This is a genomic window from Paenibacillus sp. tmac-D7 (assembly GCF_006519665.1).
Lineage (GTDB): Bacteria > Bacillota > Bacilli > Paenibacillales > NBRC-103111 > Paenibacillus_G > Paenibacillus_G validus.
In genome coordinates, this window is the sequence record NZ_VIDW01000011.1 from 74,304 (window position 1) to 89,825 (window position 15,522).

The 15,522-nt window shown below is 51.9% G+C and carries 18 protein-coding genes; 10 read left to right on the top strand and 8 right to left on the bottom strand.

The annotated features are described in order from the left end of the window. Positions 1–18 precede the first annotated feature (18 nt). From FKP33_RS27665 to FKP33_RS10305, 3 genes are all read left to right on the top strand, one after another. The gene (locus FKP33_RS27665) at positions 19–258 is read left to right on the top strand and encodes a hypothetical protein (protein WP_258313428.1); all 240 of its coding nucleotides are present in this window, start codon (positions 19–21) and stop codon (positions 256–258) included. Continuing rightward, positions 237–1,076, top strand: a complete 840-nt coding sequence (locus FKP33_RS10300; protein WP_258313429.1) for a Ger(x)C family spore germination protein — start codon at positions 237–239, stop codon at positions 1,074–1,076. The genes FKP33_RS27665 and FKP33_RS10300 overlap by 22 nt, the downstream gene beginning before the upstream one ends. A 64-nt stretch (positions 1,077–1,140) precedes the next feature. Further along, the gene (locus tag FKP33_RS10305; protein ID WP_174817554.1) at positions 1,141–2,736 is read left to right on the top strand and encodes a catalase; all 1,596 of its coding nucleotides are present in this window, start codon (positions 1,141–1,143) and stop codon (positions 2,734–2,736) included. A gap of 68 nt (positions 2,737–2,804) precedes the next feature. On the opposite strand, the gene FKP33_RS10310 is transcribed toward FKP33_RS10305, so the two are convergent. After that, positions 2,805–3,305 (bottom strand): GNAT family N-acetyltransferase, encoded by a 501-nt coding sequence (locus FKP33_RS10310; RefSeq protein ID WP_141334881.1) that lies wholly within the window; start codon positions 3,303–3,305, stop codon positions 2,805–2,807. Between the two features lie 21 nt (positions 3,306–3,326). After that, positions 3,327–3,935 (bottom strand): VC0807 family protein, encoded by a 609-nt coding sequence (locus tag FKP33_RS10315; RefSeq protein WP_054797226.1) that lies wholly within the window; start codon positions 3,933–3,935, stop codon positions 3,327–3,329. 212 nt (positions 3,936–4,147) lie between these two features. On the opposite strand from FKP33_RS10315, the gene FKP33_RS10320 reads away from it, so the two are divergent. Further along, positions 4,148–5,665 (top strand): LysM peptidoglycan-binding domain-containing protein, encoded by a 1,518-nt coding sequence (locus FKP33_RS10320; protein WP_127605207.1) that lies wholly within the window; start codon positions 4,148–4,150, stop codon positions 5,663–5,665. Positions 5,666–5,766: 101 nt separating this feature from the next. Beyond that, positions 5,767–6,408: a 5,6-dimethylbenzimidazole synthase gene (gene bluB, locus FKP33_RS10325; protein WP_127605209.1), complete on the top strand. Its 642-nt coding sequence runs from the start codon at positions 5,767–5,769 to the stop codon at positions 6,406–6,408. Between the two features lie 89 nt (positions 6,409–6,497). Here the strand turns inward: bluB and FKP33_RS10330 are convergent, their stop codons facing one another. The 4 genes from FKP33_RS10330 to FKP33_RS10340 all read right to left on the bottom strand — a co-directional run bounded on the left by FKP33_RS10330 (position 6,498) and on the right by FKP33_RS10340 (position 8,663). Further along, positions 6,498–7,031: a YceI family protein gene (locus tag FKP33_RS10330; RefSeq protein WP_054797227.1), complete on the bottom strand. Its 534-nt coding sequence runs from the start codon at positions 7,029–7,031 to the stop codon at positions 6,498–6,500. Positions 7,032–7,228: 197 nt separating this feature from the next. Then, the gene (locus FKP33_RS27980; RefSeq protein WP_306439348.1) at positions 7,229–7,456 is read right to left on the bottom strand and encodes a class III extradiol ring-cleavage dioxygenase family protein; all 228 of its coding nucleotides are present in this window, start codon (positions 7,454–7,456) and stop codon (positions 7,229–7,231) included. Further along, the gene (locus FKP33_RS10335) at positions 7,423–8,001 is read right to left on the bottom strand and encodes a DODA-type extradiol aromatic ring-opening family dioxygenase (RefSeq protein ID WP_306439349.1); all 579 of its coding nucleotides are present in this window, start codon (positions 7,999–8,001) and stop codon (positions 7,423–7,425) included. The genes FKP33_RS27980 and FKP33_RS10335 overlap by 34 nt, the downstream gene beginning before the upstream one ends. 11 nt (positions 8,002–8,012) lie before the next feature. Next, positions 8,013–8,663, bottom strand: a complete 651-nt coding sequence (locus FKP33_RS10340) for an alpha/beta hydrolase (protein ID WP_141334883.1) — start codon at positions 8,661–8,663, stop codon at positions 8,013–8,015. Positions 8,664–8,811: 148 nt separating this feature from the next. Here FKP33_RS10340 and FKP33_RS10345 point away from each other — a divergent pair, with 148 nt between their 5' ends. The 4 genes from FKP33_RS10345 to FKP33_RS10360 all read left to right on the top strand — a co-directional run bounded on the left by FKP33_RS10345 (position 8,812) and on the right by FKP33_RS10360 (position 11,849). Further along, the gene (locus FKP33_RS10345; RefSeq protein WP_127605386.1) at positions 8,812–9,354 is read left to right on the top strand and encodes a helix-turn-helix domain-containing protein; all 543 of its coding nucleotides are present in this window, start codon (positions 8,812–8,814) and stop codon (positions 9,352–9,354) included. A 72-nt stretch (positions 9,355–9,426) separates the two neighbouring features. Further along, positions 9,427–9,729 (top strand): ArsR/SmtB family transcription factor, encoded by a 303-nt coding sequence (locus tag FKP33_RS10350; protein ID WP_054797234.1) that lies wholly within the window; start codon positions 9,427–9,429, stop codon positions 9,727–9,729. Positions 9,730–9,868: 139 nt separating this feature from the next. Further along, positions 9,869–10,846, top strand: coding sequence for an LLM class oxidoreductase (locus FKP33_RS10355; RefSeq protein WP_141334885.1), 978 nt, complete (start codon positions 9,869–9,871; stop codon positions 10,844–10,846). Positions 10,847–10,859: 13 nt separating this feature from the next. After that, positions 10,860–11,849, top strand: coding sequence for an LLM class flavin-dependent oxidoreductase (locus FKP33_RS10360; RefSeq protein WP_141334887.1), 990 nt, complete (start codon positions 10,860–10,862; stop codon positions 11,847–11,849). 108 nt (positions 11,850–11,957) lie between these two features. On the opposite strand, the gene FKP33_RS10365 is transcribed toward FKP33_RS10360, so the two are convergent. Beyond that, positions 11,958–13,289, bottom strand: a complete 1,332-nt coding sequence (locus FKP33_RS10365; protein ID WP_141334889.1) for a purine/pyrimidine permease — start codon at positions 13,287–13,289, stop codon at positions 11,958–11,960. Positions 13,290–13,531: 242 nt separating this feature from the next. Here FKP33_RS10365 and FKP33_RS10370 point away from each other — a divergent pair, with 242 nt between their 5' ends. Beyond that, complete coding sequence (locus FKP33_RS10370) at positions 13,532–13,858, top strand: hypothetical protein (RefSeq protein WP_141334891.1); 327 nt, start codon at positions 13,532–13,534, stop codon at positions 13,856–13,858. A gap of 73 nt (positions 13,859–13,931) precedes the next feature. On the opposite strand, the gene FKP33_RS10375 is transcribed toward FKP33_RS10370, so the two are convergent. After that, positions 13,932–15,515, bottom strand: a complete 1,584-nt coding sequence (locus FKP33_RS10375) for a SagB family peptide dehydrogenase (RefSeq protein WP_141334893.1) — start codon at positions 15,513–15,515, stop codon at positions 13,932–13,934. Between the last annotated feature and the right edge of the window lie 7 nt (positions 15,516–15,522).

The window sequence follows — 15,522 nt, forward strand, 5'->3', positions numbered from 1 at the left end:
ATCCAAAGGTGTGCGTTAATGGTCATATTGAGCGGTTTGTTGCTGCTGACAGGATGCGCCCCGTTCGTGGAGAACAATATGATCGAGGAGCTTTCCCCTGTCATTTTCTGGTCGCTTGAGGATGCGGGTGAAGGGAAGCTGACGATCAGCACGCTGGTACCGCCGCTGATCAGGGAAAGAAAGCGTATTCTCAAGCTGCAAGTCGATCTCATTAACAAGGGGGAAAGGGATTTAATTTGCTTTATTACCGCGAATTGAAAGCCGGACAGCTTCGAATCCTGTTAATCCATGAAGACCTTGCCAAAAAAGGGATCAATTCGCTGCTTAACAACTTATTGACGGACCCCGATATTTCGCATCGCCTTTATCTGGTGATCGTAAAAGGAAGCTTTGACGATTACATCAACAGTCAACTGCTAAAGCAAGAAAAACTTGATTATTTTCTTTACCGCATGCTCAAACATTACGAGAAAAAAAATCAAGGAGAGCTGACGATCGTCAATCTGCATCATTTCATGAAAAAGCTTTACTCTCCGTATTCGTACCCGACGCTGCCTGTCTTCAAGGTCAACAACGAAAATTTCACTTACGAAGGAACCGCTTTCTTCAAGCATGACAAGCTTATAGCAAACGTTAAACAAGCCGATGACCAAATTATCCAGCTCATTGGCAACAATCGTTACCTGAAATTCCTCCCCATACCGGAATTATCGGTCGCTGTAGGTCATATTCGCTCCAAGGTCGATGCGCGAATCAATGAAGATCATTCGTCCATGTATATGCACGTCGATCTGAACGGCCGGATTGAGGAATACCGGGGGAATGAAAATATATTGGAACCCGGCCAATTAGCCGAGCTCAACCAGGAAATAAAGTCCTACCTGGAGAAACAGACTACAGCCCTGCTGCAAAAAATGCAGCGCTGGAAAGTCGATCCCTTGCAGCTCGGGAATGTCACGCGAACCCCATTCTCGAAGGGCGTCCCTGAACAAGAATGGATGGATCAGTGGGAGAAAATGAAAATTTCCGTCACTTATGATCTTCACTTTCAGCCTTTGACCAATGTAAATCCATGAATGATACGGGTGCCGACTGGCAAATAATAGTATTCGGAAACTTTAATCCGAAAGGGGTATACCATTGAATCACGATAAGAAAAGCGAAACGAGCCCCAATCTCTCCGCAGCGAGCCAAACGCTGACGACCCGTCAGGGGCATCCGGTCACGGACAACCAGAACATCCGAACGGTTGGCAGCCGGGGGCCCAGTACGCTGGAAAATTACCATTACCTGGAGAAGATTACCCACTTTGACCGTGAACGCATTCCGGAGCGGGTCGTTCATGCGCGGGGAGCCGGAGCCCACGGTATTTTTGAGGCCTACGGGAAAGCCGGGGACGAGCCCATTGCGAAATACACCCGCGCCAAGCTGCTCCAGCAGCCGGGAAAACAAACCCCTGTCTTCGTCCGATTTTCTACGGTCATACATGGCACGCATTCGCCGGAGACGCTCCGCGATCCCCGCGGTTTTGCGGTTAAATTTTATACCGAAGACGGCAATTGGGATATGGTGGGCAATAACCTGAAGATCTTTTTTATCCGCGATCCGTTGAAATTTCCCGACATGATTCACGCCTTCAAGCCGGACCCCATTACGAATGTGCAGGATATGCAGCGCTTCTTCGATTTTGTATCGTTAAGTCCGGAAGCTACCCATATGATCACGTTTCTCTTTTCTCCATGGGGGATTCCCGCCAACTACCGGCAAATGCAGGGCTCCGGCGTCAATACCTACAAGTGGGTAAATGAGGCTGGGGAAGCTGTGCTCGTGAAGTACCATTGGGAGCCGTTGAAGCAGGGAATTAAAAACCTGCTGCAGCCGGAGGCCAACGAGATTCAGGCGGTGAATTTCAACCATGCGACACTGGATCTGTACCAGGCCATCGAGCGGGGCGACTATCCGGAGTGGGAGCTTTGCGTTCAAATCATGAGCGACGACGAGCATCCCGAACTCGATTTTGATCCGCTGGATCCTACCAAGCTGTGGCCTACCGATCAATTTCCTTTCCTGCCGGTAGGCAAGATGACGTTGAACCGCAACCCCGAGGACTATTTCACCGAAGTCGAACAGGCCGCATTCGGTACCGGCGTTCTGGTGGACGGGCTGGACTTCTCGGACGACAAGCTGCTGCAGGGGCGCACGTTCTCCTATTCCGATACCCAGCGGCACCGCGTAGGGACCAACTATTTGCAGCTTCCGATTAATGCGCCGAAGACACATGTCGCAACGAACCAGAGCGGCGGACAAATGCAGTATCGCCCGGACCGCGCCCCCGGACAAAACCCTCATGTGAACTACGAGCCCTCGTCCATGGGCGGTTTGCAGGAGGCGCCCAAGCGGGGCAAAGATCACGAGCCCTACTACGAAGCGAAGCTGGTCCGCCAGAAGATCGATCGGACGTGCGACTTCAAGCAGGCCGGCGAGACGTACCGGTCATTCGAGGATTGGGAACGGGATGAGCTCATTAACAATCTGGTCGATGCGCTCAGCATGTGCAAGAGCGATATCCGCGAGCGCATGATCCGTCATTTTACGGAAGCGGACGCCGACTACGGCCGGCGTGTGGCAGAAGGGTTAACCCGGGCCGATCAGATCAAAATCGAAAGCGGACAAACCGATCCTGAACAAGCTGTCAAGAAAGCGCAGCAAAAGGGACACGAAGCAGAACCTTATTGAGAAGAACGCCGCAGGCATACGCCTGTGGCTGCTTGCTGTAACGGCAGATAATTGTAATGCGCGTGCATTTACAATATTTTCTCAAAACAATAGTAAGGCGTACTCCGGAAAGGAAATTGGACGGCTCCGGTATGCATATACCCGGCTCGTATATACATCGCTAATGCCGTCTCATTCGCGGAGTACACATCCAGCCGGATGCTGGAGCATCCTTGCGTTAACGTATATTGCTCTGCAAATTGAAGCAGCTTCTTCCCGAGTCCCATTCCCTGATAATCCGGATGAACCGCAAGACGATGAATACAGGCTGCTTTTCCCTGACGATCTTGCCAGTTTACTTGTAAATATTTGGAGCTTTGCTTTTCATCCACGACGACCGCCGCAATGACGGCCCCATCCTGCTTCACCCCGAACAGGCAGCCGTTCTTGAGATCGTTATGAATGACGAACCGATTCGGATAGAAGCGGTCCCATTGATAAATACCGTTCTCTCTGAGGTGACTCGTAACCGCTTTGTACAAATGCATCACGCTCTTATGATCCTGACGCTGCAAGGCTGCAATATGCATAGCTACCCCCCGATTCTCTTCTTATTCCGACTGAAGCTTGATTTGTTCAAGACGCCGGGCAGATTTCTTCCGATAAACGACGGTCCATACAATAGCCGCGCCGACAAAACCATACAGCACGAAGTTGGACAAAGCCAGAAATTGCGAGGTGGTCAGTTGAAACACCAGGATCACACGGACAACCGACTCCAGAAGCAGCATGCCCCCCCAAACCAAGGTCATTAATCGCATGACAAACCGGAAATAATCATATTTCCAATTGTCGGAAATGTCCTTATTGAGAAATCGGACAACCAGGTAAAACATGAGCGGACGCTTGAACAAAAGAGAGCCCAGAAAGACGAGTCCAACCGCTCCCGTAATAAGCGACTCCCGAACCAGCAATATTTTCTCGCTTCCCCCGAAGGATACGAGTACAAGCGTCAGCACCAAAGTGAAAAGCATTAACGTCCCGAACGCATCCAGCTTCTTGTGCTTGATCAAATGAACGACGTTATCCGCGAGCGGCACTAGCGTTGCAATGGATAAGGCCGCTATACTGCTCATGTAATGGGATAACCATTCATAAATGGCCCAAGGTGCGAGACCGTTGATCAACAAGGCAAAAATGACGTATTTACGGGTGGACATTTCGTATCCCTTCCTTTTCCGAGCACTTATTTTTGTTGTATACCGACCGTCGGTATGTTATATATTCCATAATACAGACCGTCGGTCGGTATGTCAAGCGTTTTTGGAAGAAGTCTCTTCCGGGGCATCCCGATCATCTTCTGCATGTCCGTCCTATTGGATAGGCTTTGTGAATAGCATAGTATGGATAAACGTGTAAAGGGAGATTGTCCATGCTGACTTATGTGGTTCAACAAGGCGATTCGCTTTATCTCATCGCCAGACGGTTCGGAATTACCGTAGAGGCTTTAATGAAAGCGAATCGTCTGACTTCGTCCGTCCTTTACGTCGGCCAAACGTTGACTGTTCCTGTAGCTTTGCCGTTCATGTACCAAGTACAGCCGGGCGATTCGCTCTACTCGATTGCCCGGAGATTCAACACGACCGTAGATGCGATCATGGTCCTGAACAGCCTGACATCGGCATCGCTCTATGTGGGCCAAAGACTGCGAATTCCCGTCTATACCGAGGTGGTGGTCACGGTCGAAACGGCCAATGTGCGCAGCTATGCGGGGACGGGGTTCTCGGTCATCGCCCAAATGGACCGCGGCGCCCGTCTTCCTGTGACCGGGATTGCCGGCGATTGGGTTCGGGTTCGGCTATATAACAACAGGCCGGGCTGGATATTCCGCGACGTCGTCAACCTGGTTGCGCATGACGGCGAACGCCCGATCAAGGAAATATTGGGCTATTATACGGAAGAAGAAGGACCGACCTTGCCCAGCTCCCATCAGGTCTTCGTGCAGCAAAGCGCCCAGCTGTCCAATGTCGGGATGTTCCATTTCCGTATAAACAGGGAAAGCCCGACGCAAGTCGAGAAGTTTCCCGTGTTCGATGATTCTTATATGCGGCAAGAGGTCGAGTTCGGTCACCGCCACAATGTTAAAATGCTTGCCACCATTCATAACCTTCTATATGAACGGGGCAATCAGGAGGTCAATAAGGAAGTGGTCCGGCGGATGCTGGCCAGCTCCGATACCCGCAAAGGGTTTATCCAACATGTGATACGTCTTCTTCAAACCTATAACTTCGACGGCGTGAATATCGACTTTGAAGATGTTCATTACGAGGACAGAGAATTGCTTAACTCGTTCTATCGGGAATTGGGCCGGGAATTAAAGCGTTTAGGGTATTATTATTCCGTCGCTGCCCCGTCACGCACTTCTGACGAACCGACCAATCCTTTCTCCGCTCCATTCAATTATGCGCTTCTTGGGGAAGTTGTCGATGAGCTGGTGGTCATGCTTTATAACGAGCACGGCTGGCCGGGAAGCGGCCCCGGTCCGGTCGTTTCCATCGGATGGATGGAAAGCGTCATCAAATATGCCTTAACGAAAATGCCGGGCCGAAAAATTACGGCTGCCGTTTCCGTATTCGGTTTTGATTTCAATTTGACGACCGGCCGGAATACGTATGCGACTTACGATATGGCGATGGACCTTGCGAAAAAATACAATAAAACCATCACTTTCGATCAAAAAACACAAACGCCTATGTTCGCTTATACGGATGAGTCCGGCAACGAGCATGAAGTATGGTTTGAGAATGCGGCGAGCATTCGCGCCAAGCTTCTGGCGGCCCAGCGCCTTGGCATCCGGGGAATTGCCCTTTGGCGGTTAGGGATGGAGGATCCCGATATATGGAGGATGATTGCAGACGAATTTGTCGTAGAGAAAAGTATTGCGCCTTGAGCAAACCCATTCACTCCCGCATCCAATACGGCAGCCAAACGTTTCCTTTTTCGGTATAATGAAAGGCGTATAGACGTGTTTTGTCATGGGGGGATGCCTGCGTGTTTAACGAACAAGAAAAAGAAGCCTTTTACAAAATCATTCACACGAGAAGAGACGTAAGAACCTTTTTAACCGATCCGATTCCTCCTGAAACGATCATGAATTTGCTTGATGCGGCACATCATGGCCCTTCGGTAGGCTTCATGCAGCCATGGAATTTTATTTTAATAACGAAGGAAGAGATTAAGGCAAGGCTGGCTTGGGCAGCCGATAAAGAAAGACGGGCGTTGGCCATCCATTACGAAGACGGCCGGCAGGACCAGTTTTTAAGCTTAAAGGTGGAAGGCATCAAGCAGGCGCCGCTGACCATCTGTGTCACGTGCGACCCCACTCGCGGAGGTTCCCATGTCTTAGGACGAAATTCGATCCCGGAAACCGACATCTTATCTACGGCTTGCGCCATACAGAACATGTGGCTGTCAGCCTGTGCCGAGGGTCTTGCTATGGGCTGGGTCAGCTTTTATAAAAAAGCCGACGTCCGTGATATTTTAAGTATCCCTCCCCACATCGAGCCTGTTGCTCTGCTATCCGTTGGATATACCGAGCATTATCCCTCCAAACCGATCCTGGAAGCAGCGAATTGGGAAAAAAGAAGAAGTCTTACCCATCTTATCTTTCACGAATCGTGGGGAACCGCCTGACTCGGCCGGCTAGGATCCCCTTCTCCCGGTATGGACGGATACAGCCGAAAAAAGGCAGGCGGGCTGTGCCCCCTGCCTTTCCCTTATCGTTACGCTTGCTTGGAAGCTTCAATTTCAATCGTAAATTTAACCTCATCGCCGATGAGCACTCCGCCTGTTTCCAGGACAGCGTTATACGTTAAACCATAGTCGCTGCGTTTGAGTTTTCCTTGCCCGCTGAATCCGACTTTCTCATTCCCCCACGGATCTTTGCCCGCACCCTCGAATGTGACGGAGAACGTTTCGGAACGAGTTACGCCATGAAGCGTCAGATTGCCGGTCACATCGTATTCTCCATCGCCGGTTTTGGTGATTTGAGTAGATTGGAACGTCAATTTCGGGTGTTGCTCAATATCGAAGAAATCGGCCGAGCGCAAATGATTATCGCGGTCGTTATTGCGTGTATCAATGCTGCTTAAGTCGACCTGCAATTGAATATCGGCCGATGTGAGGTCTTCCGGATCGGCTTCAATCTGGGCCTCGAAGGAATGAAAGGCTCCTTTAACTTTAGCAATCATCATGTGTTTAATCGTGAAATCGATACTGCTGTGCGTGGGATCGACGTTCCATTTCGATTTAGCCATAGATATGATGCCTCCTAATGAAATTTACTTACTTTTAATTATCGGCTTATAATTTATTATCTTATAATCATTCTATTTGTTTATCCTGATTTTGTCAATCCTGTCTTGGAAAATTTTGTTTTGATCTCCTTCGGTTTCCTGACACTTGGCTTCTTGGCCGTGATCAGCGTCGCTTACCGCTCCATGCTGCGCTCGCCTTACTCGAACTTCCAGCAGCTTAAACTCAAGCTGCCGTATTGATAGCTTCGGTGCGATAAGCTCGCCCTTCGGTTCGGGTCGCCGGTTCCCATAGCCAGCAGTAAGGGGATAAAATGCTCCGGGGTTGGCACGGCTTCCCGGGCAAACGGCGCCAAGCGATCGTATTGAAATAGCGCCTCCAGATCCCATGCTGTCAGCTTGTCCTCCAGCCAGCTATCAAATTGCAAGGCCCAATCGTTGACACGGGACGATCCTCCCCACTCCAAGCGCCGAAATTATGCACCGTTCCCCCGCTTCCGATCATCAATATATGTTTCTCCCGAAGGGAGGATAACGCTTTGCCGATCCGGTATTGCTCGGCATTCGACAAATGACGGTTGACGGAGAGCGCGATGACCGGGATATCGGCCGCCGGATAGAGCAGACGCAGGACGACCCAAGCGCCGTGATCCAATCCCCGGACGGTATTGATTCCGGCGGCAATGTTCTCTTGCCGGAATAAATCTTGAATCTCGCTTGCAATCGCCGAATCGCCGGAAGCAGGATATTGAACTTCGTACAGCTCCTTTTGAAACCCGGAAAAGTCATAGATCGTATCATACGATTCGGCGCCGGCGATTTGTTGTTCTCTGCTCTCCCAGTGGGCGGAAAACAGGACGATGGCTCTCGGCTTCGGCAGCTCTGAAGCCAATTGCTTCAGAAAGGCCGTGTATTCATTCTGTTCCAACGCCAGCGACGGGGCGCCATGCGCAATAAAATAGGAAGGGATCACAGGTAAGCTCCTTATCGGTTATTGTTGGCATCTTGCAGCAGCCATAGCGTGAAATCTCTTCGATTATCGGAGGTCACCTCATGGGCGGCCGCATACGTTTTGTACGTGACATGGTTGGACAATCCGCGGAAATAGGCATGGTTCGCGTCGCCCAGCTGCTGCGGAAATACGGGATCATACTCGCCGTGGGAGATGAAGACGGACATATTCTTCACCGATTGATGCGGGTATTCGTGCTGCACGAAAGCCGGAATATATCCGTTTAAGGCAACGATCCCTTTCAACTGCTCTCCCATGACCAGCGCCAGCGACATGGAAAGAATCGCACCCTGGCTGAAACCGAGAAGGTAGCGGCGGCCAGGGTCAATGGCGTATTTATCGGTAGCGCAGCGGATAAAACGTTCCAGCTCCCGGATCGATTGATCAAAGTGTTCGCGAATCGGATTGCCGATGCTTTTAATATGGAAATAAGCATACCCGCTCCCTTGGGACAGATTTCCGCGGACGCCGATCACAATAAAATCATCCTTCAACCCGTCCAATAACCCCATCATGTTCTTCTCGTTAGAACCAAGTCCATGCAGGGCGAAAATGGCCGGATACTTCTTCTCGGGGTCATAGGAAGAAGGCAGCTGCACGTCATACCTATAGTCGATAGTCACGGAATCAATCTCCCTTCATTTGTATTCTTATAGAATACTTAGGTTCATATTTGTTAACTTTAAACTATCATGCGACGCTTGGAGTGTCAACCGTTTGTTTGGTATTATGAATATTATATATTTACGACTAAACCAAGGGGCATTCATGATGAATATCGGAGCTACCATTCGCGCTATACGCAAACGTAAAAAACTAACCATTCCCCAGCTGTGCGAGGGAACCGGTCTATCCAAAGGGTTTATCAGCAATGTCGAAAATAATAAAACCTCTCCTTCCATCGCTACATTAGAGAGCATAGCCGCCTTTCTCAAAGTGCCTCTCCCTTATTTGCTGCTCCACGAAGAACAACGGATGCAGGTGACTCGAAAGGAAGAAAGAAAGCTTACCACAACCGGCAAACAAAAATTGAAGGTCGAGCATCTCTCGGCACAGGGAGGACTGCGCATGATGATCGTCGAATTCCCCCCGGGGGCAACGACCGGCGATAACATCCATGAGGGAGAAGAATGCCATTTCGTCTTGAAAGGAACCCTGCTGGCAGAGCAGGGCGAAGATTCAGCCGTACTGGAAGAAGGGGATTCGTTCAGCTGGAACGCCAGTGTCCCCCATAAAGTAACGAACACCGGCGAGGGTCCTGCGCTGGTGCTTATCTCCGTTTACAAGGAAGTGCATTCATATGAGGAGATGTAGCAGGTCGAATCGACAAAATTTACACTTTTCTGGAATATTGACATATCGGTATTCGACGATATAATGAAGCACATGGATCCTATTTTAATTTTTAAAGCTCTATCGAACGAAACGCGCCTGCAAATTCTTCATTGGTTGAAAGAACCGGAGAAATACTTTCCCTCCCAAGAAGGCGGTGACAGTAAGAAAATCGGGGTTTGTGTCAGCCACATTCAAGAGAAAGCGGGTTTATCCCAATCGACCGTTTCTCAGTATCTGTTAATGCTGCAGAGGGCCGGTTTGTTAGAAGTGAACCGCTACGGCCAGTGGACCTACTACAAGAGAAACGAAGCCGCTCTGCAACAGTTGTCTGCTTATATCCGGAATCAACTTTAATAAAGCATACCCAAGATACATGGCTGAATTTCTTCCGACTGGAAATTCAGCCATGTATATATTGCGTTTAATATATCTAAAAATTTAGATATGTAGATATGTGAGTTTGTAAATTCGTGGATGGGAGCGGGCGAATACAATGAATTCAATTGAACAAAATAGAGCTTATAAGCAAATGTATGCCAAAGATAAGCTCACCCTCGGTTTCTTTATCCCGATTGAAGCTCATAAAGGCCGTGACATTCCGACCATGGAAAACCAGGCTCAACTGGCTCGCCGCGCAGACGAGTTAGGCTTCTCCGCGCTCTGGTTTCGCGATGTTCTTCTGCATGATCCCTCTTTCGGCGATGCGGGCCATCTGTATGATATGTGGATTTATTTGACCTATATCGCTGCGGGCACCAACCAGATAGCGCTTGCCACCGGCAGCGTTGTATTGCCGCTTCATCCTCCGGCACGGGTTGCAAAAATGGCGGCTTCTTTAGATCAATTGTTTCAGCAGCGTTTGATCCTTGGCGTTTCGTCCGGAGACCGCATGTACGATTTTCCGGCTCTAGGCGTTTCTCATGCCGATCGATCCGAGCTCTTCCGGGAATCCTTTGCTTATTTGCAAAAGGTTATTTCGGAATCGTTCCCGATCATTTCCTCACCTCTCGGCGTCATGCAAGGAAATGTAAACCTGATTCCCAAACCGTCCGGAAGGGTGCCTACCTTCATTACGGGCTACAGCCAACAAACCATAGAATGGATTGCCGAGCATGGAGACGGATGGGTGTACTATCCCCGGAACGTGGCCAATCAGGCCCGGTCCATTGCGGAATGGCGCAGATGCATCGAAGAGAAAACACCCGGCGTGTTTAAACCGTTCTCCCAGTCGTTATTCATCGATCTGAGCGAGGATCCGGACGAAATGCCTACCCCGATTCATCTGGGGTACCGGCTAGGCAGGAACTTGCTGATTGAACTCTTGGAAAGCTTCCGGGAAATCGGGGTCAATCACGTCGCGCTCATTCTTTCCCTGGGGATCCGGCCGGCTGACGATGTGCTTGAAGAGCTTGGACAATTCGTCCTTCCCCACTTTCCCACCCATACGCATGAACACATGCATAGACCTTAGGAGGTAACGAAAGATGCTTATATCCATTTTGGATCTTGCCCCCATCGTTGTGAACGCTACAGCGGCAGATTCGTTCCGCAATACGCTTGATCTCGCGCAGCATGCCGAAAAGTGGGGCTATAACCGTTACTGGCTTGCCGAGCATCACAATATGCCGGGGATTGCCAGCTCGGCCACATCGCTGGTTATCGGCCATGTCGCAGCGGGCACCAAGAAGATCCGCGTAGGCTCCGGCGGCATCATGCTGCCCAATCATGCTCCTCTGGTCATTGCCGAGCAGTTCGGGACGCTGGAATCGCTCTACCCGGGCCGCATTGACCTGGGGCTCGGAAGAGCCCCGGGGTCCGATCAGCTTACAGCCCGGGCTCTGCGGCGCGGTCTGGGAAGCGACGGTCATGATTTCCCCGAGCTGCTAAGCGAGCTCCGGGCCTACTTGAACCCGGCAGCCGCCGACGCCCGTCCGATGGGCGTGCGCGCCATTCCCGGCGAAGGTCTGAATATCCCGATCTGGCTGCTCGGCTCCAGCGGCTTCAGCGCCCAGCTGGCCGGCCAGCTGGGCCTTCCCTTCGCCTTCGCCAGCCACTTCGCTCCGGATTATATCAAGCAGGCTTTAGAACTGTACCGCAGCAATTTCCGTCCATCGGAAGCGCTGGATAAGCCTTACGTCATGATTGGCATTAACATCATTGCCGCGGACACGGACGAAGAGGCCCGTAAGCTGGCTACGTCACAGGAGCAGCAATTCCTGAACCTCATCCGCGGCGGCACCGGCCCCTTGAAGCCTCCGGTAGAAAGCATGGATGCTCTGTGGTCTGTCCATGAAGAAGCTATGGTTCGCAGACAATTGAGTTATACCATTGCCGGGAATAAAGAGACGATTCGGAAGGAATTGCCTGCTTACCTTCAAGCAACGCAGGCCGACGAATTGATCGTCGCCGGGCAAATTTATGATCATCAAGCCCGTTTGCGATCCTATGAAATTTTAGCCGAGGTCGTGCAATAACATAAACGTGACCTATATGAAGGACCTGGCCGAGTGGCCAGGTCCTTTGTTGTGCACATCCATGAATCAGACTTTCCCCGTGCCGGTTCTGCTCTCCGGAAGCGCCCGTTAAGGACGAATGCCCTCGCTGACCGGCGCCTGCTTGGGAAGCCACGTCTGCTCGAGCAGCAAGGCGGTCAAAATCCCCACCAGCACGCCGTTACTCATGATATACTGCAAGACCGTCGGCAATCCGGAGAAAACGGCTTGCGGCAAAAACATAACTCCTGTTCCAAGCGTAAGCGAAAGGCCAAGGATGGTCAGACGCCGTTGATCCAACGTTTCTTTCAGGACCGAGCTGATCCCAATCCCGACCATCTGTGAAAACAACGCCAGCATGGCTGCATTCGCAACGGGCTCGGGCAGCGTGGAGAGGAACGCGTATACGAACGGAAAAAAAGAAGCCGCGGCAAACGCCAGACAGGCGATAAAGAACGGAAGCATCCGGGTCTGACCGGTCGTGCGCACAAAGCCTGAAGAGACGGAAAAGGGAACGGTTGCTATCGTTGAAAATACGGACGCCAGGATTGTCGATACACCGCTGATCAATCCGCCCTTCTCTAAACGACCTTCACGGCCGACAGGCTGGCCTGTCATCTGCTCTCTTTCACTAAGAACCTGCCGCATAGAGGATACCGAAACGATGACACTGGAAACGAGTACAAGCGAGACCATGACCGAGGAAACGAACGTGCCTGCGTCCAGCCGCGGCAATCCCCATGCGAATAGATCCGGTAAGGATACAAGTGCCGTCGCCCGGGGCATACTTTCTCCCCCGTTCACCAGCACAAAGACCACCCACCCGGCAATCATCCCTGTGAGGACCGCATAGCTTTTCATCCAGCTTTTCCCCCAGATGGAGAGAGCCAGCACCAGGAGGAAGACGGAGAATGAAACGGCGACATTGCCCGGCTCAATCGGGGTCGACGTCCCGCTGAACCCTATCATTCCCTTTAACATGGCGCCGCTTAATTGAAAAGTGAGGATGATCAAGTAAACCCCGTTGACCAGAGGTGTAAATAACTTGAGCATCTTTTCCATCCAGCCCGCCGCCCCAAGGACCGCCAAAATCGTGCCCGCCAGCAGCATGGAGCCTTCCAGCAGCCGCAAGTTCTCCATGGGATCCTGTTGATTTAAGAAAGCCATCTGCCCCATTAAAACAAAAACCCCAACCCAGATGCCGGCCGGACCGTCAACGATAGGCAAGCGGTGACCTAACCATCCCCCCAATAAAGTCGATACCCCCACGACAAGGAACGTGCGCTGCATGAACCCGGAAATTTCATCGGCGGGCAGTTGATAGGCATGGCCGATGATGATCGGAAACGCTATAGATCCGGCAAGCAAAAACATAAACCATTGAATGGAGGCCATAGCCGTTCCCCATGATCCGTTTTTCATTCTTGATCTCCTCTTCTTCCTCTTCGTAATGGTAACCGAATCTTGACATTTATTCTCTAAGATTACTCTTACTCCCCCTGCAGCTCAAGATTTTTTTGGCATCCGCGTATAGGGATAAGTGCCCTTTTCCCGCATGCCGGCATATGATGCAGTATGTTAAGCGAAGGATCCATGGCTGTACGAAGCAGGGAGAGGCATAGATCCGGCGCGACAAAGCTCAACTTCACCGCGGGAGGAAAAACATGAATCAACAACAACTATCCGGACAGAGCCCCCTGGCAGTACCCCCATCCTACCAGCCGATGCAGCCGGGTCCGGCTCAACCGTCTATTTATCCTTGGCCTCGTCAAGACTACATCCTGTATGAGGACTACTTTCAAGACGTACGCGATCATGACTACTACTTTCATGATGATTATGTTCATGACTATTGGGATCAGCCGGAGCCTGCCTGGCACCATCCATGGGATCATCACGAACACCGCTACTCTTGGTGGCATGACGGGCTGTGGCACGACAACCCCTACCCTCCATCCCTCTTGCCGGCTTATCCTGGCTTTATCGATTAAAGAAAGCCGACACCCCTACTACGGGTGTCGGCTTGAGTCCTATCCAATATAGCGGCTAGTTTCCCTTGGATAACTAGCCGTGCAAACCTCCTTGCAGCCTTGGGCGATGCCGATACGGGCCGACTGCGATTTGGATCAGACTCGTTTTGCCTTGCGGCGTTAACCGGTAGATCTCATCGCACACAGCCGCATCAAAGGCGAGCAGCGGATGTCCTCCCATCCCGAGAGCGGATGCCGCAAGCAGTAACCGCTGCACGAGCATTCCCGCTTCCATCTGTTGGATGCGGTATCCTCTGTAGCCCAGTTCAGACTTGTAGTGCTCCTTGTCCCCCGATACGTGCAGGCAGAGCGGCACCTGGAACAGATTGACAATGTCTGGAGGCGTCCCCTGCAGCAGCCGGAACCGGTGGTCACCGGGACGTATGGGCCGCAGCGCATGAGCTGAGCGGTCATAGCGGTAAGCGCCATCCGGGACGCCTTCTACATGATGTAAACAGCCATGCAGCGATACCCGGGACTCCGGCGGCCGTCCATGCGCTCCATCCAAGTCGTTCCAATACGGGAAGGATGCCGTCGCCTCGTGAAGCAGCGCGGCTACTTGCAGCCGGCTTACCTTGGCCAACGCGAAATCCATCGCCGGCGAATACCGCTTTCGGCAAGCCGAAGCCAGATCATAGGACAATCGCTTCACAGGAGGCAAGGCCACCGCCCGATCCCCGCCCTCAGCGGTTCGTCCTTCCCCGACCTGCCGGAACGATTCCCTCGAATCCAGCCGGGACGCTTCATTCATACGGATCAGCATCGGGTACTCCACCATTCTCCGCGACCGCACATAGTGGTCGTGCCGAACCGCAGGCAGCTCCTGGCCTAGTTGTGCGGCCGACCCCATCGTGCCTCCGTCGCTCCCGACCCCGAACCATGTGACTGCAGGCTCCACGGACAAAGGAATGACGGCGTACACGCTCTCCTCATTGTCGTTGAGCCCTATAAGATGGTTGACAGCCCGGTCGAGAAACTGGAAGTAAACCCCCGAAGCAAACTTGTAGCGTTTGGCCACCTCCAGCAGCTGCCCGATCAGCACGCCGGCATCCAGCCCTTGAAGGCGGTATGAGAAATTGTGGTATTTAAAAAAGTTTTTCCAATACATCGCCGACACAAAAACGGCGGCGAAACAAGCCGACACCTCGCAGCGGCCGCCAAGAGCCCGGGCCAGATACGAATCGAAATGTCCTTCGCGCAGCAAGACCAGGCGATGGTGCGCGGCATCGTAGTGGTATACCCCGGCAGGCAAATCGTCCAGTTTCAGATACACGTACAATTCATTGGCATACAGCCCCCCGCCGGACGGGGCAAACCGCCGGCAGGTTGAGCTCAGATCCGCGGATTGTTCCGCAGGATCCGACCAAAAGACGGATTGACTGAACTGCGTGAGTCCATAGGTGTACCAGAGGAAATGACCGATTTCGCGAAGAGCGGGCATCGAGGGCGATACCCGTCCCTCAAGCGTCAGCGGGATTTCAGCAGACAACGGGACCGTAGGCAGCCCCCGGTAGAGCTTATAGGCAAGCGGTGCGTCTTCCCAATCCACCTCCCAGTCCGCGGGTTTGTTCTGGTCGATGTCAACATGCAGATGGCGCAGAAAGGCATCCAGACTCATCTTTCCC

Coding starts and splice junctions, on each gene's coding strand:
- FKP33_RS27665 (WP_258313428.1), top strand. CDS start 19: ATGGTCATATTGAGCGGTTTGTTGCTGCTGACAGGATGCGCCCCGTTC.
- FKP33_RS10365 (WP_141334889.1), bottom strand. CDS start 13,289: ATGAAAAACGGATCATGGGGAACGGCTATGGCCTCCATTCAATGGTTT.
- FKP33_RS10315 (WP_054797226.1), bottom strand. CDS start 3,935: ATGTCCACCCGTAAATACGTCATTTTTGCCTTGTTGATCAACGGTCTC.
- FKP33_RS10350 (WP_054797234.1), top strand. CDS start 9,427: ATGGATCCTATTTTAATTTTTAAAGCTCTATCGAACGAAACGCGCCTG.
- FKP33_RS10310 (WP_141334881.1), bottom strand. CDS start 3,305: ATGCATATTGCAGCCTTGCAGCGTCAGGATCATAAGAGCGTGATGCAT.
- FKP33_RS10330 (WP_054797227.1), bottom strand. CDS start 7,031: ATGGCTAAATCGAAATGGAACGTCGATCCCACGCACAGCAGTATCGAT.
- FKP33_RS10345 (WP_127605386.1), top strand. CDS start 8,812: ATGAATATCGGAGCTACCATTCGCGCTATACGCAAACGTAAAAAACTA.
- FKP33_RS10320 (WP_127605207.1), top strand. CDS start 4,148: ATGCTGACTTATGTGGTTCAACAAGGCGATTCGCTTTATCTCATCGCC.
- FKP33_RS10375 (WP_141334893.1), bottom strand. CDS start 15,515: ATGAGTCTGGATGCCTTTCTGCGCCATCTGCATGTTGACATCGACCAG.
- FKP33_RS10370 (WP_141334891.1), top strand. CDS start 13,532: ATGAATCAACAACAACTATCCGGACAGAGCCCCCTGGCAGTACCCCCA.
- FKP33_RS10355 (WP_141334885.1), top strand. CDS start 9,869: ATGAATTCAATTGAACAAAATAGAGCTTATAAGCAAATGTATGCCAAA.
- FKP33_RS10360 (WP_141334887.1), top strand. CDS start 10,860: ATGCTTATATCCATTTTGGATCTTGCCCCCATCGTTGTGAACGCTACA.